Source organism: Streptomyces sp. NPDC004266, assembly GCF_042874095.1.
In the GTDB taxonomy this organism is placed as follows: Bacteria; Actinomycetota; Actinomycetes; order Streptomycetales; family Streptomycetaceae; genus Streptomyces.
On record NZ_JBIAMM010000011.1, the window covers coordinates 296664 to 314190 of the forward strand.

A 17527-nucleotide genomic window follows, 5' to 3' on the forward strand; every position below is an offset into this window, starting at 1 on the left:
ACGCGATGAGTACGGTGGCGAAAGCGCCGCTTCCCCAGGACGCTCCGGTCCTCGAGATCGAGGGCCTCGGCGTCCGTCTGGCCGGCGACCGGGCCGCCCGGCCGATCCTGGACGGGGTGAGCCTGACGGTGCGGCCCGGGGAGACGGTCGGCCTGGTCGGCGAGTCCGGCTCCGGCAAGTCCGTGGCCTGCCGCAGCGTCCTCGGGCTGCTGCCCGCCGGCGCCCGCACGGAAGGGGAGGTCCGGGTCTCGGGGCGGGACGTCCTCGCGATGAGCCGCGCGGAACTGACCGCGCTGCGCGCCCGGCAGGTCTCCATGGTCTTCCAGGACCCGCGCGCCTCCGTCAACCCGCTGCGGCGGGTGGGCGACTTCCTCACCGAGGGGCTGCGCGCGGCCGGGACGCCCGCCGCCGAGGCGACCGCCCGCGCCGAGGAACTCCTCGACGCGGTCGGCATCCGCGACCCGCGCGGCGCCCTGCGCCGCCATCCGCACCAGTTCTCCGGCGGCATGCTCCAACGGGTCGTCATCGCGGCGGCCCTCGCGAGCGAGCCGGCCCTGCTCGTCGCCGACGAGCCGACGACGGCGCTCGACGTCACCACCCAGGCCGAGGTCGTCTCGATCCTGGCCCGGCTGCGGGCCGAGCGGGGCACGGGCATGCTGTTCGTCACCCACGACCTCGAACTGGCCGCCACCGTCTGCGACCGGGTGTACGTCATGTACGCGGGCCGGATCGTGGAGACCCGGTCCACGGACGAGCTGTTCGACGCGCCGCGCCACCCGTACACGGCGGGCCTGCTGGCCTGCACCCCGCGCATCGAACCGGGCGCTCCGGCCCCCCGGCCCATCCCGGGCCGGCCCGTCTCCCTCGCGGAGGCGCCGCCCGGCTGCTCCTTCGCCGCGCGCTGCGCCCACGCGCTGCCGCGCTGCGCCGAGGAGACGCCCGCGCTCGTACGCCACGGGGACGGGCTCGCCGCCTGCCACCGCGCCGAAGAAGGGATCACCCTGTGACCGTCCTGCTCGAAGACGGCCTGGTCGTCGACGGACTGCGCAAGCGGTACGGGGACCACACGGCGGTCGACGGCGTGTCCTTCGCCCTCGCGCCCGGGTCCTGCCTCGCCCTCGTCGGTGAGTCCGGCAGCGGCAAGACGACCACGGTCCGGATGCTCGTGGGCCTGGAGCGCCCGGACGGCGGCACGGTCCGCCTCGACGGCCGGGACCGCTCCGCGCGGGCCCGGGGACGGGCCGAACGGCTCGCCAGGGCCCGGGAGATCCAGATGGTCTTCCAGGATCCGTACCTCTCGCTCGACCCCCGGGTGACCGTCTCGGGCTGCCTGGACGAGGTCCTGCGCCTCCACACCGGCCTCGACCGGGACGGTCGCCGGGCCCGGGTCGCCGAGCTCCTCGACCAGGTGGGGCTCGGCGCGCGCGAGGCCTCGGCCCTCCCCCGGGGCCTCTCCGGCGGGCAGCGCCAACGGGTGGCGATCGCCCGCGCCCTCGCCGTGGAGCCAAGGGTCCTCGTCCTCGACGAGGCGGTCGCCGCGCTCGACGTGTCGATCCAGGCGCAGATCCTCGAACTCCTCGGCACGATCCGCCGCGAGTCGGGCATCGGCTACCTGTTCGTCACCCACGACCTGGCCGTGGTCCGGCACGTCGCGGACGAGGTCCTGGTGCTCAGGTCCGGCCGGGTCGTGGAGGCCGGCCCGGCCGCGCGCGTCCTGGAGGCCCCGGAACACCCGTACACCCGGCTCCTGCTCGACTCCGTCCCCCGGCGCGGGCGACGGCCGACGGGACGGTGACGCGCGGGCCGGGGGCTCCCCCTCCCCCGGCCCGCGCGGGTCAGTCCCGCAGGCGGGCGAGGACCGCGCGCATCGAGCGCTCCAGGACCGCCCGGGACTCGTCGGTGGGATCGACGAGTTCGAAGCCGTGGTGGGCGTGCGGCGCGTCGATGACCTCGACGTCGGCCCCGCGCTTCCCGGCGGCGGCGAGGAACTCCTCGACGGTCGCCGCGAGGACCTCGTGCTCCAGACCGGCGCGGGTCAGGACCACCGGCGGCCCGTCCGCCGTGCCCACGGCGTCCACCGGACGGAAGCGGGGTTCCACCGTCTCCCAGCCGGGCAGCGGCGCCAGGGCGGGATAGTTCGCCGCCACGCACCGCAGCCACGGCGGGGGCGCGGCCAGCCAGTCCGCCGCGAGCAGCCCGCCGGTGGAGAAGAACCAGAGCGCGATCCGGTCCCCGTCGACGCGCGGGTCGGCGCGGACCCGCTCGACGGCGTCGGCGAGGTCCTGGGCGGCCCGCGGGTAGTCGACCAGGCCGTGGAGCCGGAGGTCCACGGTGACGCCGACGACGCCCGCGCCCGCCGCGAGGCGGCCGTACCCCAGGAAGAACGGCAGGTCCCGCGGGGTGGGCCGCCGGTCGGGCTCGATGGGGCCGCCGTGGACGAAGACGACCGCCGGCCGGGGCCCGTCGGCGTCCGGGAGGTGGAGGTCGACCCGTCCGACGCGGTCGCGCGGCCGCTCGGGCACGTCGACGAGGAAGGGCAGGAGGTGGGACGGCTGCTCGTGGTCGCTCCCGGGCGCCGTCACCCGGTGGCCCTCGCCGGCGGCCGCGCGGAGCAGCACCCCGGCCAGTTCCCCGGGCGCGGAGAGCATCGGCCAGTGACCGGTGGCGAGTTCGAAGAAGCGGAACCGGTCCTCGGTCAGCACCCGGAACTGGGGCGGCCCCGCGGCCACCGCCATCTCGACCAGGGCGATGCTCTGCCCGTTGGCGGTGCACAGGACGCCGGTGGTCGGCAGGGCGTCCGCGGCGCCGGTCAGGCGGAGCGGGTCGGTGAGCGTGCGGCCCGGCTGGGGCGCGGCCTCGCGCTCCAGCCGGGCGAGGGCGTCGGCGGGGATCCCCTCGACGCTGCCCCACCGCGACCAGGTGCCCGGCGCGGGCGGCGGGACCGCCGCTTCGGGGCGCCCGGCGAGCAGCTCCCGGACCTCGGGGTCGGGTACGGAACGCACGGCGGGCTCGCCCGCCTGCGGGGGTCCCGTGTCCACGGAGACGATCCGGGCGACGCGTCCGGCCCGCCGGTCGGCGGCGCCGAGCACCGGGTGCAGGCCGTAGCCGTGTCCGACGAGGACCACCTCGGGCGCCGTGATCCCGTCGAGCAGCCGGACGAGCTCCTCGACGTGCGTGTCCAGGCCGGTGCCGGCACCGGCCTCGGCGCGCCGGTCCCCCGTCCCGGTCAGGGTCACCGGGTGCGCCTCCGCTCCCGCCTGCCGCAGCCGGGCGGCGGTCTCCTCCCACACCCAGCCACCGGTGAAGGCGTCCGACACCAGTACGAATGCCGTCATGGCCGTCTCCTCGTCACTCCTCGGGGATGTCTCGCGGTCACGCTAGGAACTCCCCCTGCGGGAGATTCAAGTCCGCCGGCCGGGCCGCGCGGCAGAATGGACGGGCCCGAAGACCGTCCGTTCCCGCCGAAAGAGGTCCACCTGGTGTCGTCCGACGGTCTGTGGAGCATCGGCGAGCTGGCCGCGCGGGCGGGTGTCACCGTCAAGACCGTGCGGTTCTACTCCGATCGCGGTCTGCTGCCCGAGGCGGTCCGCAGCTCCGGGGGCCACCGCAGGTACGGGGCCGAGGCGCTCGACCGGCTGCGGTTCATCCGGTCGCTGCGCGCCCTCGACCTGCCGGTGCCCGAGGTGGAGCGGGTCCTCCAGGAGGACGGGGCCGACGCGGTCCTCGAGGAGGCCGTCGCGGGGCGGTTGCGGGACGTGGGCTCCCAACTGGTGGCGCTGCGCTGGAAGGAGGCCTCCCTGCGGCTGCTCCAGGAGAGCGCCGCCGGGGAGCGCGCGGAGCGGCTGCGGCTGCTCGGTGCGCTGCCCGCCCCTCCGGACACGGACGCCCTGGTCCGGTTCTGGCGGCGGGCCCTGCCGGTGCGGCTGCCGGGGCGGGTGGTGGCCACGGTCCTCGACGCGGTGGTGCCGCGGCCTCCGGAGGAGCCGGGCCCCGAGCAGGTGCTCGCGTTCGCGCGGCTGCACGCGCTCGTCACCGATCCGCGCCTCGAACGGCCGGAGTTCCGGCCCTCGCCGCCGCTCCCGGACGGCGAGTACCGTCCGGCCGTGCTCTACGAGGGTCTCGCCGAGGCGTACGGGCTCGCCTCGGCCGAGGCGCGGGCCGGGCGGGCGCCGCAGGACGGCGGGGCCCTGGACTGTTTCGTCTCCGCCTACGCCCTGGCGCGGGAGGAGCCGGACACGCCGGACTTCCGGCGTCGGCTCGTCGGGCTGCTCGCCCTGGACGACAGCCCCGTGCTGCCCCGGTACTGGAAGCTGGCCGCCGGCCTGTTCGCCCCGGACCAGCCGGTCCTCGGCATGCTGCACCACCACCTCTCGGTGGCCCTCCGCGACCAGGTCCACGGGCCGGCCGCCTGATCCTTCCCACATGGTGGGCGGCCGATCGTCCACGTGCTGGGCGCCAGAGTGGCGGATCTCGCCGCTTCCCCGCCGTCGCCGCAGGTCAGAGACGTGCGGAGGGGATGTCAGGTGGCGCAATACTGCGGCAACACCATCGGGGCCGGTCCGCCGCTACGTTCCGTGCCATGCCCGCCGAACCCGCTCCCGCCGCCCGCCCCGTCGCCGCCGCCCGCCGCCGGCGGCTGCGCGCCGACCAGGCACGGCAGCTCGCCGACCTGCTGCGCCATCAGATCCTGGCGGGCGGCTTCCCCGGCGGCGTCCTCCCCCTGGAGGACGCCCTCGCGGCCGACTACCGGGCCAGCCGCAACACCGTCCGGCAGGCGCTCGACCTGCTGCGCGGCGAGCAGCTGGTCGACCGGCAGCCGGGGGTGGGGACGGTGGTGGTCTGCGAGAAGTACCCGCACGGTCTCGACCGGCTCCAGGGCCTCGCCGAGACCCTCCACGAGCACGGCAGGGTCACCAACGAGGTCCGGACCATGGGCCCGGTCGGGGCCCCGGGGCCGGTGGCGCACCGGCTGGGCCTGCCCGAGCACGCGGACGTGCTCTGCGTCGAGCGGCTGCGCCGTCTGAACGGACTGCCGCTCTCCCTCGACCTGTCGTACCTCCCGATGGACATCGGGGGCGAGCTCCTCGGCTGCGACCTGGAGAACACGGACGTGTTCCGGCTCCTGGAGCAGCTGACCGGCGGCCCGCTCGGGCACGCCGAGATCACCCTGGAGGCCGTCAACGCCGACGCGCACTCCGCCGCCGTCCTCCAGGCGCCGCGCGGCGCCGCCGTCCTGATGCTGGAGCGGCTGACCCGCCTGCCCGACGGGCGGCCGGTGGACCTGGAGTTCATCCGGTTCCGCGGCGACCGCATCACCATGAGCGGCGTGCTCCGCCGCTCCCTCTGACCTCCCCTCTCCCCCGCCCACCCCTTTCCCGGAGACAGCCATGCCTGTGGTCCCCCAGCGCGGTGACGTGCCCGTCACCATCGACGAGTCGAAGTGCATCGACGGCTGCACGCTGTGCGTCGACATGTGTCCGCTCGACTCGCTCGCGATCCGCGAGGAGGACGGCAAGGCCTACATGCACGTGGACGAGTGCTGGTACTGCGGCCCGTGCGCGGCCCGCTGTCCGACCGGCGCGGTGACCGTCAACATGCCCTACCTGCTCCGGTGAAAGGCCGAACTCCCATGCGCATACGAAGACTCGCCGCGACCGCCCCGCTCGCCCTGCTCCTTCCGCTCGCCACCGCCTGCGGCGGCGGGGCCGGCGGTCCGGCGGACGGGAAGACGGTCACGGTGACCGTCGGCTACCAGTCGAAGACCATCAACACCGTCACCGCCGGCACGCTGCTGCGCTCCCTGGGCTACTTCGAGGAGGAGCTCGCGGCGCGCGGCCGGAAGGACGGCGTCGCCTACCGGGTCGTCTGGCAGGACTACGCGACCGGTGCCCCGATCACCGCCCAGATGACGGCGGGGAAGATCGACATCGGCTCGATGGGCGACTTCCCGCTGCTGATCAACGCGGCGCGCGGCAAGCAGCTGAAGGAGCCGACGCGGCTCGTCGCGGTGACCGGCTACAACCTGCGCGGCGGCCTCAACACCGTGGTCACCGCCCCCGGTTCGCCGCTGCGGACGCTGAAGGACCTCAAGGGCCGCAAGGTGTCCACGAGCGTCGGCTCGGCCGCCGACGGCACCCTCGTCCGGGCCCTGCGGCGGGCCGGGATCGATCCGGCGAAGGACGTCGACAAGGTCAACCAGCAGCCGAGCGTGGGCGCTTCGGCCCTGACGGCGGGCACCGCCGACGCCCTCTCCCAGTTCGTCGCCTGGCCCGGTCTGCTCGCCTTCCAGGGCCGGGCGACGGCGCTGTACGACGGGGCCGAGCTGAACCTGCCGACCTTCCACGGGGTCACCGTCCGCGAGCGGTTCGCGAAGCAGCGGCCGGAGGTCCTCGACGCGTTCCTGCGCGCGCAGCGGCGGGCCACGGACGAGTTGCGCAGCCGTCCGGTGGCGTCCGCCGAGTCGGTCGCGAAGGAGACGGGGCTGCCCGCCGAGGTGGTCTACCTCTACAACGGCGCCCAGGGCATCGCCACCTTCGACCCGGCGCTCCGCCCCGAGCTGGTCGCCGCGCTCAAGGAGGACGTGCCGGTCCTGGCGGAGGCCGGTCTGGTGAAGGACGTGGACGTGGACGCCTTCGTCGACGCGGCCCCGCTGCGGCGGGCGGTCCCGGGGGCCTCGTACCCGAAGGCGGGCGCCGCCAGGTCCGAGCTCTGGCTGAAGGGGCAGGAGTCGACCCGTACCTTCGACAGCCCCGGGGCGCTCCTCAAGGCCGTCAAGGGGGCGGCCGTCCGGGCCGCCTACGTGCCGGACGCGGTGACCGGGACGCTCTGGTTCGCGGACCGCGCGGTGTGGGTCCAAGGCGGCGGGCAGTGGCGCGCCTTCGTGACCCGGGAGGGCGCGGAGCGGTACGTCACGGCGCACGCCGGCTCCCGGATCGTCGGGTACGCGGACGCCGTGAGGCTCGCGTCATGAGCTGGGGCCGCCGCCTGGTCCGGGTGGCCTCGCCGCTCGCGGCGCTCGGCGTCTGGCAGCTGCTGACCTCCCTGGACGTCAACCTGTGGCTGCGGTTCGAGCAGTTCCCCACGGTCGTCGAAGTGGCCTCCGCGCTCGCCGACCGGATCGGGACCGAGGCGTACTGGCAGGACCTCGGCCACAGTCTGCGCCGGATCGCGCTGGGCTTCCTGCTCGCGGCCGTCCTCGGGGTGGCCGCCGGCACGGCCGTCGCCCGGTCGCGGTGGGCCGCGGACGTCCTGGGCCCGCTGGTGGAGGTGGTGCGGCCGGTGCCGGCCATCGCCCTGGTGCCGGTCGCGATCCTGCTGCTGCCCACCAACGAGCAGGGCATCGTCTTCATCACCTGCGCCGCCGCGTTCTTCCCCGTCCTCGTGTCGACCCGGCACGCGGTGCGGGCCCTGGACCCGGCGTGGGAGGAGGCCGTGCTCACCCTGGGCGGGGGCCGGGTCCGGGTGCTGTTCTCGGTGGTCCTGCCGGGCGCCCTGCCGGGCGTCTTCGGCGGTCTCTCGGTGGGCATCGGCGTGGCGTGGATCTGTGTGATCTCTGCGGAGATGATCTCCGGCGAGTACGGGGTGGGCTACCGCACCTGGCAGGACTACACGGTCGTCGACTACCCCGGGGTCTTCGTCGGCATGGCCACCATCGGCGTCCTGGGCCGGCTCACCTCCACGGCGGTCGAGGCGCTCGGCCGCCGGGTCACCGCCTGGCTGCCGAGCGCCGCGGAGGGCGGCGCGGCCGGCCCGGCCCGTCCGGCGGACTCCGCGTCGACGCCCACGCGCCGCGCGGTCCCGGCGGACCCGACGTCCCCGGATCGGCCCACGAGCCCCGGGCCCGGCCCCCTCACGGGCCCCGCCCCGGGCGCCCCGGCGGACTCCGCCGCCGCCCGTGCCTCCGTCGCCCCGCCCGCACCCGAGAAGGAGCCGGTCACATGACCACCGCGAGCCCGCCCGTCACCGCCGCGCCGACCGGCGCGGAACTGGCCCTGCACGGCGTCCGGCTCGGTCATCCGGGCGGTGCCGGCGTGTCCGGTCCCGTCGGGCTGCGGATCGCGCCCGGTGAGCTCCTCGCCGTGGTCGGCCCCTCCGGCTGCGGGAAGACGACCCTGCTGCGGACGCTCGCCGGGCTGCTGCCCCCGCTGGAGGGGCGGGTCACCCAGGACGGGGAGCCGGTCCGGCGGCCCGGCGCCGACCGGGCCCTCGTCTTCCAGCACGACGCCCTGCTGCCCTGGCGGTCGGTCCGGGCCAACGTGGAGCTGCCGCTCGCGATCCGCCGCGTCCCGCGTGCCGAGCGGCACCGCTCGGCCGAGGAGTGGCTGGAGCGGGTCGGGCTCGCCGGGCACGCGCACAAGCTGCCGAGCCGGCTGTCCGGCGGGCAGCGGCAGCGCGTCCAGCTGGCCCGGGCGCTCGCCGGGCGGCCCCGCGCGGTCCTGATGGACGAGCCGTTCGGCGCGCTCGACGCGACGACCCGCGCCGGGATGCAGGACCTGCTCGTGGAGATCCTGCGCGGCACCGGCGCGACCGTCGTCTTCGTCACCCACGACGTGGACGAGGCCCTCCACCTGGGCGACCGGGTCCTCCTCTTCGGGTCCGGCGAGGTCCTGGACGTCCCGCACCCGCGCTCGCGGGACGCCCGGGACGCGCCCGCCACGGCGGCGCTGCGCCGCCGCGTCCTCGACTCCCTCTGACTGAAAGCCCCTTCGAAAGGCCACCCCCGTGGACATGGACACCCCCCTGACCGTCCCCGACCTCGCCGACGCGACCGAGCTCTCCTGCGACGTGCTCGTGATCGGCGGCGGCACCGCCGGCACGATGGCGGCGCTGACCGCCGCCGAGCGCGGGGCGGACGTCCTGCTCCTGGAGAAGGCGCACGTCCGTCACTCCGGCGCCCTGGCCATGGGCATGGACGGCGTCAACAACGCGGTGGTGCCCGGCCGGGCCGAACCCGACGACTACGTCGCCGAGATCACCCGGGCGAACGACGGCCTCGTCGACCAGTCCACCGTCCGCCAGACGGCGACCCGCGGCTTCGCGATGGTCCGGCGCCTGGAGTCGTACGGGGTGAAGTTCGAGAAGGACGAGCACGGGGAGTACGCGGTCCGGCAGGTGCACCGGTCCGGCTCGTACGTGCTGCCGATGCCCGAGGGCAAGGACGTGAAGAAGGTCCTCTACCGGCAGCTGCGGCGGCGCGAGATGCGGGAGCGGATCCGGATCGAGAACCGGGTCATGCCGGTCCGGGTGCTCACCCATCCGGACGACGGCCGGGCCGTCGGCGCGGCCGGATTCCACACCCGCACCGGGGAGTTCGTGATCGTCCGCGCGGGGGCCGTGATCCTGGCCACCGGCCCCTGCGGGCGGCTCGGCCTGCCCGCCTCCGGCTATCTGTACGGCACGTACGAGAACCCGACGAACGCGGGTGACGGCTACGCCATGGCGTACCACGCGGGCGCGGCGCTCACCGGGATCGAGTGCTTCCAGATCAATCCGCTGATCAAGGACTACAACGGGCCGGCCTGCGCCTACGTCGCCAACCCCTTCGGGGGGTACCAGGTGAACCGGCACGGCGAGCGGTTCGTCGAGTCGGACTACTGGTCGGGGCAGATGATGGCCGAGTTCGCGGCCGAACTGGCCTCGGACCGGGGGCCGGTGTACCTGAAGCTGAGCCACCTCCCCGAGGAGACCATCGGCGCCGTCGAGTCGATCCTGCACACCACGGAGCGGCCCACCCGGGGCACCTTCCACGAGAACCGGGGGCACGACTACCGGACCCACGACATCGAGATGCACATCTCGGAGATCGGACTGTGCGGCGGCCATTCGGCCTCGGGGGTGCGGGTCGACGACCACGCCCGCACGACCGTGCCCCGGCTGTACGCGGCCGGTGACCTGGCCTCCGTGCCGCACAACTACATGATCGGCGCGTTCGTCTTCGGCGACCTGGCGGGCGAGGACGCCTCCCGGTACCGGGCGTACGAGGGCGAGCTGGACCACGAGCAGCTCGCGGCCGCCCACGAGCTCGTCTACCGGCCGCTGCGGAACCCCGACGGCCCGCCGCAGCCCCAGGTCGAGTACAAGCTGCGCCGGTTCGTCAACGACTACGTGGCGCCTCCGAAGACGGGGGCGAAGCTCTCCCTGGCCGTGGAGGCCTTCGACCGGATGTCGACGGAGATCGCCGGCATGGGGGCGCGCACGGCGCACGAGCTGATGCGCTGCGCGGAGGTGTCGTTCATCCGGGACTGCGCCGAGATGGCGGCGCGGGCCTCGCTCGCCCGGACGGAGTCGCGGTGGGGCCTCTACCACGAGCGGCTCGACCACCCCGAGCGGGACGACACGGACTGGCTGCACCACCTGGACCTGCGCAAGTCCCCTTCCGGGGCGATGGAGTTCACGGCCAGGCCGGTCGAGCCGTACGTCGTCCCGGTGCCGGAGTTCTCGCCGCCCGGCGGTCCCGAGCGGCTCCTCGGCGAGGTGGCGCTCGTGCCGGTGGCCACGGCCGGAGCCCGGGACGCGGCCCCGGCCGCCCTGACCCCCCGCCCGGTCGCCGCCGACGCGCCGGCCGTGGTCCCCGCGTCCGCGCCGCCCCACCCCCGGCTGCTGCGGCTGCTCTCGCTGGTCGAGGACTCCCCCGACCTGGACGCGCTCGGCCCGTACCTGGCCGACGCCGATCCGGCGGTGCGGGCCGCCGCGGTCACCGCGCTCGGGGAGACCGCGCCGGCCGGGACCGGTCCGGTGCTCGCCGCCCGGCTGCGGGACGAGGCGGCGCCGGTCCGGGCCGCGGCGGCCGCGGCGCTGCGGGAGCTGGTCGAGGTGCTGCCCGCCGAGCCGGTGCTCGCGGAGGGCCTCCGGGAGGCCCTGGGCGTGTCCGATCCGGCGGTGCGGGCCGCCGCGCTCGACGTCCTGCGGGCGCTGCGGCTCGGGGACGCCGGGCTGTACGCGGGCGCGCTCGCCGACCCTTCCGTGGAGGTGCGCGTCCAGGCCGTGCGGGCCCTGGTGTCGGTGGACGCGGTCGGGGAGCTGGCGGGGGCCGGGGCGGATCCGGCGCGCGAGGTCCGGGTCGCGGTGGCCCGTGGGCTCGCGGCCGTGCGGAATCCGGCGCCGGAGCCGCTGGCGCCGCTGCTCGACGACCCCGATCCGCTGGTCAGGGGCGCCGCCCTGGCCGCCCTGGCGGGCACCGGCTGCCCGCCGGCGTACGCGGCGGGGGCGGGGGCGGCGCTCGGCGACCGTGCCTGGCAGGTGCGGTCCGGGGCGGCGACCGCGCTCCGGGCGGCGACGCCCGGTCTCGCCGTCCCGGCGCTCGCGGGGGCGCTCGCCGATCCGAACGCGGACGTGCGCAAGGCCGCCGTCCTGTCGCTCCTCGTCCACCGGGCCGAACCGGCGGCGCGCGCCGCGCTCGCCGGGGCGGCCGACGACGCGGACGCCGACGTCCGCGCGTACGCGTCCCGCGCGGCCCGCTGAGCCGTTCGGGGTACCGGGGCGCGGTGATCGGCGGCACGCGGGTGAGTGCGCGCTTGCGGGGTGGCGAGGCGGGGAAGGGGCGCACGGACTCAGGACGACGAGGAGGTGGTGCCGGTGTCGGGGCCGACGACCGGGGAGGGGATGGGAGCGCCGTGCTGGCTGCATCTGTCCGCACGCGATCTGGAGGCGGCGAAGCGCTTCTACGGGGCGGTGCTCGGGTGGACGTTCCGCCGGGGCGCGCTCGGCGACGACGTGCACGTGGTGGGTGAGCGGGACGGGGTGCCGGTGGCCGGGATCGCGGCGGTGGCCGCCGAGCCGGGGGTGCCGGTGGCCTGGACGGTGTTCTTCTCCGTCGACGACGCCGACGCGGCGGTGGCGCGGATCCGGGAGCGCGGCGGCACGGTCGGCGTGGGGCCGCTGGCGTACCCGCTGCGGGGGCGTGCGGCGATCGCGACGGATCTGGAGGGTGCGGCGTTCGGCGTGTGGGAGGGGCGGCTGGTCTCGCGCTGGCACGTCGGCGAGCGACGCGCCCCGGCCTGGGTGGAGCTGCACACCCGCAACGCGTTCGACGCCGCCGTGTTCTACGGCGGGGTGCTCCGCTGGGCGGACGGGAGTCCCGGCTGCTGCGAGGTGTCGTACGAGCACGACCAGGTGGTGCTGCGTCGGGACGGCGAGGCCGTCGCCCGGCTCGACAGCGGGCCGGTCGAGTCCGCCTCGTCCCGGCCGCAGTTGAGGCCGCGCTGGCTGGTCCGGTTCCGGGTGCGCGATCTGGCGGCGGCCCGGGAGGCGGTCGTGGCGCACGGCGGGGCGGTGGTTCCGGGGGGCGAGTGGGCCGACGTGCGGTCGTCGGCCGGCGACGAGGAGCGCCGGGTGATGGTCCGGGATCCGGACGGGGCGCTGTTCACGCTGGAGGCGGAGGAGGAAGGGGACCGGGAGGAAGGAGAGGAGGGGGAGGCGGGGGCCGTGTGATCCGCAGCTCTCCGTTCGAAAGTTCCTTGTGGCGACCGTAGATGATCCTGCAATCTTCATTTCACACAGGATCAGGTTCGGCATGCACGAGGAATGCAGGAAGGGAAGGGCCCATGAGCGGCGAGCGCCCCGAGTTGTACGAGATGTTCGACGAGCGGTTCCTCACGGGACGGTGCATGTACGGCGACGACTCGCTGGACGTCCTGTACACGGGCTGCCGTTGGGCCGAGGGCCCGGTCTACCTGCCCGCCTGGCGGCAGCTGATCTGGAGCGACATCCCGAACGACCGGTTGCTGCGCTGGGACGAGGAGACGGGCGCCGTCGCCGTCTTCCGCCGCTCGGCCGGGCACACCAACGGCAACACCCTGGACCGTGAGGGCCGGTTGATCTCCTGTGAGCAGGGCAACCGCCGGGTGACGCGCACCGAACACGACGGCACCGTCACCGTGCTCGCGGACCGCTGGCGGGGCAAGCGCCTGAACAGCCCGAACGACGCGGCGGTGAAGTCCGACGGCTCGATCTGGTTCTCCGATCCGGACTTCGGCATCACCAGCGACTACGAGGGCCACCGCGCGGAGAGCGAGATCGGCTCCAACAACGTCTACCGCATCGACCCCGACAGCGGTGAGGTGCGCCTCGTCTCCGACGGGTTCGCCGCGCCGAACGGACTCGTCTTCTCCCACGACGAGCGGCAGCTGTTCGTCTCCGACACGCGGGCGGGCTTCATCCGGGTCTTCGACGTGCGCGAGGACGGCACGCTCTCCGACGGCAAGGTCTTCGCCGACGCCTCGGCCCGCGAGGAGGCCCGCTTCGACAACCTCCGCTTCGACGCCGACGGCCGCCTCTGGGCCGCCGCGATGAACGACGGGGTGCACTGCTACGACCCCGACGGCACCCTGATCGGACGGCTGGACGTCCCGGAGCCGGTCGCCAACATCTCCTGGGGCGGCGCCAAGCGCAACCGTCTCTTCATCGCCGCCCAGACCAGCCTGTACTCGGTGGTCATGAGCACCACGGGCACCCACCCGACCGGCCCCGGCCGCCGGCCCTGGTCGGGCACAGCGGCCCGGAGCACGGCCGGGTGACGGTCAGTTCGCGGCGCGGGCGGCGACCCCGGCGAGGAGCCGCTCGCGCTGGGCCGGGTCGGTCGCCAGGTCGATCGCGGTCCACGCCATGGCCAGGCCCCCGTCGAGGACGGCACGGTCGGCGGCGGCCGTGGTGCCGTACCGGGTGAAGTCCGGGTGGTGCATGATCGTGTCGCCGCAGTCGTATCCGATCGAGGGGTGGATCGTCGGGACGAGGTGCGAGACGTTGCCCATGTCGGTCGAACCGCCGCGCAGGCCGGGGTCGCGGGGAAGGACGGTCCGGCCGAGGGCCTCGGCGGCGGCCTGGTAGCTCCGGCCCATGGCGAGGTCGTGGCGGAGGTCGGCGTAGTCGTTGCCGACGGTCTCCAGGACGAGCTCGGCTCCGGTGGCGAGGGCCCCCGCCTCGAAGCAGGCCCGCACCCGGGCCTGGAGCTCGGCGAGCTCCTCGCTGGTGCCGGCGCGGACGTCGTACGTCGCGGTGGCGCGGCCGGGGATGACGTTCGCCGCGTCGCCCGCCGAGGTGACGACCCCGGAGACGACGGCTCCGGGGACCATCTGCTGGCGGTGGGCGGCGATCGCGACCTGCGCGATCATCATCGCGTCGGCGGCGTTGACGCCCCGGTGCGGCATCGCGGCGGCGTGCGCGGGGACGCCGGTGTAGGCGACGGAGAGGCTGCTGATGGCCAGGGTGTTCAGGCCCACGGCGTCCTGCGGTGCCGCGTGCACCATCATGGCGGCCGCCACGTCGTCGAAGGCCCCGGCGCGGAGCATGTCGACCTTGCCGCCGCCCGACTCCTCGGCGGGGGTGCCGAGGAGCGCGACGGTGAGGCCGAGGTCGTCGGCGAGCGGTGCCAGGGCGAGGGCGGCGGCGACCGAGGCCGAGCCGTTGACGTTGTGGCCGCAGGCGTGGCCGATGCCGGGGAGCGCGTCGTACTCCGCGCAGATCGCGAGGACCAGGTCGCCGGAGCCGGCGGTGGCGCGGAAGGCGGTGGGCAGCCCGTACGCCTCGCGGGTCACGTCGAATCCGGCGCGCTCGACGAGGTCGGTGATGCGGCGGGCCGCGCGGTGCTCCTCGTAGGCGAGTTCGGGATCGGCGTGCAGGGCGTGGCTGAGCCCGACGACCGCGTCCCGGTGGCGGGTCAGGGTGGCCCTGCTGTGGTCGCGGGCCGGGGTGGTCGTCGTCATCGGAGGTCCTTGGACGGGGTGCGGTAGAGGAGGGAGGCGGCGGCGCCGGCGAGGGAGATCACGGCGCACAGCACCCAGGAGGCGGTGTAGGCGCCGAGGTCCGGCAGGGTGCGGCCGGCGGGGGTGTGCCCGGCGAAGACGGTGAGGACCGCGGCGGCGCCGAGCGAGCCGCCGACGTTGATGATCAGCTCGTTGATGCCGGAGCCGACGGACGTCCGGTCGTGGGGGACGGACTCCACGGCGAGGGTGCGCGTGGAGTGCTGGAGGAAGCCGTTGCCGAGTCCGGCGAGCGCTGTGCCGAGGAGGAAGAGCGGCGCCGAGGAGTGCGCGGCGAGGACGGTGCCGTACCCGACGGCCATGAGGGCGGAGCCGGTGACCAGGGTGAGCCGGTCGGTGACGCGGGCGGCGACGGCGGGGGCGGCGAGCGCGCCGAGGGCCATGGCGAGGAGGTTGGGGAGCATTCCCAGACCGATGACGACGGGGCTGTAGCCGAAGCCGTACCCGGTCTCGTCGGGGCTCGTGCCGAGGAAGACCGGGTGGGCGACCTGGAGCCCGAGCATGCAGAAGCTGAAGGAGAGCGTCACGACGGAGACGACGACCACGTTGCGCCGGGCGAACATCCGGACGTCGATCATGGGCTCGGCGGTACGGAGCTCCACGAGCACCCACAGGGCGGTGACGAGCACGCCGCCGACCAGGGTGGCGAGCGTGCGGGTGGAGGTCCACTCCCAGCCGGGGGTGCCGCCGAGGCCGAGCGCGAGCATCAGGGCGACGAGGCCGACGGAGAGCAGCACCGCCCCGGCCCAGTCGACGGAGCCGCCGGGGCGGTCGTCGGACTCGGGGAGCAGCGGCCAGGTCACGACCAGCGCCAGGCTCGCGCCGATGGCGGGCACCCAGAGGGCGGCGGTGGGGCTGTCGACGGTCGCGGCGATGAAGCCGCTGGCCAGCAGGCCGAGGGTGAGGCCGCCGATCAGCGCGGCCACCATGAGGCTGATGCCGCGGCGGCTCTCGGCGTCGCCGCCGTCGGGGCGGTTGCGGAGGATGCCGACGAGGAGCGGGAAGAATCCGGCGATGGCGCCCTGGAGGATCTGACCGGCGAGCAGCACCGGGAAGGAGCGGCTCAGTCCGACGAGGACCGAGCCGGCGATGACGATCGCGAGGTTCCAGCGCAGCAGGCGGCGGTGGCCGTGGAGGTCGCCCATGCGGGCGAGGACCGGGGTGAACGCGACGCTCGCGAGCAGGTTCGCGATGCTGATCCAGTTCAGGTCGGCCGCGGTGACCTTCAGGGTGTCGGTGAGGCCCTTGAGCAGCGGCGAGAGGAAGCCCTGGGTGATGCCGCTGGAGAGCTCGACGAGTGCGACCGAGGCGATGACCGCGCCGGCGGGCACGGGACGCACGGCTCTTCTTCGTCCGGGGGCTCTGCGGGTACCGACGTCCGTCATACGTATTACCTCTTCGGGAGGGCCGCGTGGGCTCGATGGAGAAGGGGGGCCGCCCCGACGGGTGGGGCACGGGGGCGGAAGATGCACCACAATGTGGCGAGCGGACGGCACTTCGGGCAAGAGTCGACCGTGAAGACGGCCGATTGCGGCAAGCGGTGGGGGGTCGGCGGCGGATTCGGGCACATCGCGGGTGTGCGGAGCGCCTTCGGGCGAGCGCGGGGCGCCTTCCGGCGGGCGCGGGGCGCCTTCGGGCGGGCGCGCGGGACCGCTCCGGCGGACGCGCAGACCCCCTGGCGGGTGCGCGACCAGGAGGAGAAGAGGCGGGATGGCGGCGGAGCGGAGCTCGTGGCACGGCGGCGGCGCCGGTGGTGCCCGGAGCGACGGGGCCGGGGGCTCCGGCCCCGCCGGTGACCTGGACGCGCTGGACCACGGGATCCTGAAGGTCCTGCACCGCGACCCCCGCGCGCCGTTCGCGGAGGTCGCGGCGGCGGTCGGGGCGCACGAGCGGACCGTCGCGCGCCGCCTGGAGCGGATGACCGCCGACGGAAGGGTCGCCTTCGTGGCGGCGCTCGTCCCGGAGTACCTGCACGAGGGGGTGACGGCGGAGATCGCCGTACGGTGCGCGCCGGGCCGCGTCCACGAGGTGGCGCTGACGCTCGCCGCCCTGGACGAGACGCGTTCGGTGGAGGTCGCCACCGGGGCGCTCGACGTGTTCGTCGAGCTCCAGGCGGCGGGTCACGACGCGCTGCTCACCCTCGTGGACACGGTGATCGGCCGGCTCGACGGGGTCGTGGACATCCACTCCTCGGTGGTGCTCCGGCTGCTGCTCACGGCCAGCGACTGGGCGCCGTACGACGACGAGCCGACGGACGTGCGGCGGCACGCCGTGGAGGGCACCCCGCTCCCGGAGCCGCCGGTCGTGGACGAGCTCGACCGGCGGCTCGTCGAGCTGCTCCGGCGCGACGCCCGCATGTCGACGACCCGTCTCGCCCGGGGGCTGAGCGTCGGCGAGACGACGGCCCGGCGGCGCCTGGCCCGGCTGACGGCCTCGCACGTGCTGCACCTGCGGCTGCACGCCGACCCCGCCGTCCTCGGATACCCGGTGGAGGGACGGTTCCGGCTCGGGGTGCCGCACCGGGAGCTCGCCGCCGCGATCCGGCTGCTCGCGCGCGAACCGGCCCTGCGCCACCTGGTGGTCACCAGCGGCCGGACGAGCCTGCTCGGGTACTCCAGCCACCGCGACACCCGGGACTTCCAGGAGTTCACCGGCCGGGTCCTCGCACGGCTGGAAGGCGTGACGTCGACGGAGACGGCGCTGCTGATGCGGACGTACAAGAGGGCGGGGTTCGCCTCGGTCCGGAACTGAGGCCGCACCCTCACGGACGT

Annotated in this window: 15 protein-coding genes; 12 read left to right on the forward strand and 3 right to left on the reverse strand. The window is 75.3% G+C overall.

The genetic code is table 11. From position 1 onward, the window contains the following. Positions 1–5 precede the first annotated feature (5 nt). Positions 6–1007, forward strand: a complete 1002-nt coding sequence (locus ACFYUZ_RS26205) for an ABC transporter ATP-binding protein (RefSeq protein WP_389313125.1) — start codon at positions 6–8, stop codon at positions 1005–1007. A gap of 5 nt (positions 1008–1012) precedes the next feature. Further along, positions 1013–1795, forward strand: a complete 783-nt coding sequence (locus tag ACFYUZ_RS26210) for an ABC transporter ATP-binding protein (protein WP_389313190.1) — start codon at positions 1013–1015, stop codon at positions 1793–1795. A 40-nt stretch (positions 1796–1835) separates the two neighbouring features. Here ACFYUZ_RS26210 and ACFYUZ_RS26215 read toward each other — a convergent pair whose 3' ends face one another. Then, positions 1836–3335: an alpha/beta fold hydrolase gene (locus ACFYUZ_RS26215; RefSeq protein WP_389313127.1), complete on the reverse strand. Its 1500-nt coding sequence runs from the start codon at positions 3333–3335 to the stop codon at positions 1836–1838. Between the two features lie 144 nt (positions 3336–3479). Between ACFYUZ_RS26215 and ACFYUZ_RS26220 the strand changes: the two genes are divergently transcribed. The 9 genes from ACFYUZ_RS26220 to ACFYUZ_RS26260 all read left to right on the forward strand — a co-directional run bounded on the left by ACFYUZ_RS26220 (position 3480) and on the right by ACFYUZ_RS26260 (position 13514). Next, positions 3480–4412, forward strand: a complete 933-nt coding sequence (locus tag ACFYUZ_RS26220; protein WP_389313129.1) for a MerR family transcriptional regulator — start codon at positions 3480–3482, stop codon at positions 4410–4412. Positions 4413–4579: 167 nt separating this feature from the next. After that, entirely contained in the window at positions 4580–5347 is a 768-nt protein-coding gene (locus tag ACFYUZ_RS26225) for a GntR family transcriptional regulator (RefSeq protein WP_389313131.1), read from the forward strand. 40 nt (positions 5348–5387) lie between these two features. Then, on the forward strand, positions 5388–5615 hold the full coding sequence (locus tag ACFYUZ_RS26230; protein WP_030689518.1) for a ferredoxin family protein: 228 nt from the start codon (positions 5388–5390) through the stop codon (positions 5613–5615). A 20-nt stretch (positions 5616–5635) separates the two neighbouring features. Continuing rightward, entirely contained in the window at positions 5636–6970 is a 1335-nt protein-coding gene (locus tag ACFYUZ_RS26235) for an ABC transporter substrate-binding protein (RefSeq protein WP_389313192.1), read from the forward strand. Further along, entirely contained in the window at positions 6967–7941 is a 975-nt protein-coding gene (locus ACFYUZ_RS26240) for an ABC transporter permease (RefSeq protein ID WP_389313133.1), read from the forward strand. The genes ACFYUZ_RS26235 and ACFYUZ_RS26240 overlap by 4 nt, the downstream gene beginning before the upstream one ends. Continuing rightward, positions 7938–8693 (forward strand): ABC transporter ATP-binding protein, encoded by a 756-nt coding sequence (locus tag ACFYUZ_RS26245; RefSeq protein ID WP_389313135.1) that lies wholly within the window; start codon positions 7938–7940, stop codon positions 8691–8693. The genes ACFYUZ_RS26240 and ACFYUZ_RS26245 overlap by 4 nt, the downstream gene beginning before the upstream one ends. Before the next feature lie 34 nt (positions 8694–8727). After that, positions 8728–11460: a fumarate reductase/succinate dehydrogenase flavoprotein subunit gene (locus ACFYUZ_RS26250; protein ID WP_389313137.1), complete on the forward strand. Its 2733-nt coding sequence runs from the start codon at positions 8728–8730 to the stop codon at positions 11458–11460. 141 nt (positions 11461–11601) lie between these two features. Beyond that, positions 11602–12429, forward strand: a complete 828-nt coding sequence (locus tag ACFYUZ_RS26255) for a VOC family protein (protein ID WP_389313139.1) — start codon at positions 11602–11604, stop codon at positions 12427–12429. 113 nt (positions 12430–12542) lie between these two features. Further along, positions 12543–13514, forward strand: a complete 972-nt coding sequence (locus ACFYUZ_RS26260) for an SMP-30/gluconolactonase/LRE family protein (protein ID WP_389313141.1) — start codon at positions 12543–12545, stop codon at positions 13512–13514. 3 nt (positions 13515–13517) lie between these two features. On the opposite strand, the gene ACFYUZ_RS26265 is transcribed toward ACFYUZ_RS26260, so the two are convergent. Then, complete coding sequence (locus ACFYUZ_RS26265) at positions 13518–14699, reverse strand: amidohydrolase (protein ID WP_389313143.1); 1182 nt, start codon at positions 14697–14699, stop codon at positions 13518–13520. Further along, complete coding sequence (locus ACFYUZ_RS26270; RefSeq protein ID WP_389313145.1) at positions 14696–16096, reverse strand: MFS transporter; 1401 nt, start codon at positions 16094–16096, stop codon at positions 14696–14698. The genes ACFYUZ_RS26265 and ACFYUZ_RS26270 overlap by 4 nt, the downstream gene beginning before the upstream one ends. Positions 16097–16466: 370 nt before the next feature. Here ACFYUZ_RS26270 and ACFYUZ_RS26275 point away from each other — a divergent pair, with 370 nt between their 5' ends. Continuing rightward, the gene (locus tag ACFYUZ_RS26275; RefSeq protein ID WP_389313147.1) at positions 16467–17507 is read left to right on the forward strand and encodes an Lrp/AsnC family transcriptional regulator; all 1041 of its coding nucleotides are present in this window, start codon (positions 16467–16469) and stop codon (positions 17505–17507) included. Positions 17508–17527: the final 20 nt, after the last annotated feature.

Excerpts from the sequence above, each read along its gene's own strand:
- ACFYUZ_RS26230 (WP_030689518.1), top strand. The coding sequence starts at position 5,388 with ATGCCTGTGGTCCCCCAGCGCGGTGACGTGCCCGTCACCATCGACGAG.
- ACFYUZ_RS26260 (WP_389313141.1), top strand. The coding sequence starts at position 12,543 with ATGAGCGGCGAGCGCCCCGAGTTGTACGAGATGTTCGACGAGCGGTTC.
- ACFYUZ_RS26215 (WP_389313127.1), bottom strand. The coding sequence starts at position 3,335 with ATGACGGCATTCGTACTGGTGTCGGACGCCTTCACCGGTGGCTGGGTG.
- ACFYUZ_RS26240 (WP_389313133.1), top strand. The coding sequence starts at position 6,967 with ATGAGCTGGGGCCGCCGCCTGGTCCGGGTGGCCTCGCCGCTCGCGGCG.
- ACFYUZ_RS26265 (WP_389313143.1), bottom strand. The coding sequence starts at position 14,699 with ATGACGACGACCACCCCGGCCCGCGACCACAGCAGGGCCACCCTGACC.
- ACFYUZ_RS26250 (WP_389313137.1), top strand. The coding sequence starts at position 8,728 with ATGGACACCCCCCTGACCGTCCCCGACCTCGCCGACGCGACCGAGCTC.
- ACFYUZ_RS26275 (WP_389313147.1), top strand. The coding sequence starts at position 16,467 with ATGGCGGCGGAGCGGAGCTCGTGGCACGGCGGCGGCGCCGGTGGTGCC.
- ACFYUZ_RS26255 (WP_389313139.1), top strand. The coding sequence starts at position 11,602 with ATGGGAGCGCCGTGCTGGCTGCATCTGTCCGCACGCGATCTGGAGGCG.
- ACFYUZ_RS26225 (WP_389313131.1), top strand. The coding sequence starts at position 4,580 with ATGCCCGCCGAACCCGCTCCCGCCGCCCGCCCCGTCGCCGCCGCCCGC.
- ACFYUZ_RS26245 (WP_389313135.1), top strand. The coding sequence starts at position 7,938 with ATGACCACCGCGAGCCCGCCCGTCACCGCCGCGCCGACCGGCGCGGAA.
- ACFYUZ_RS26205 (WP_389313125.1), top strand. The coding sequence starts at position 6 with ATGAGTACGGTGGCGAAAGCGCCGCTTCCCCAGGACGCTCCGGTCCTC.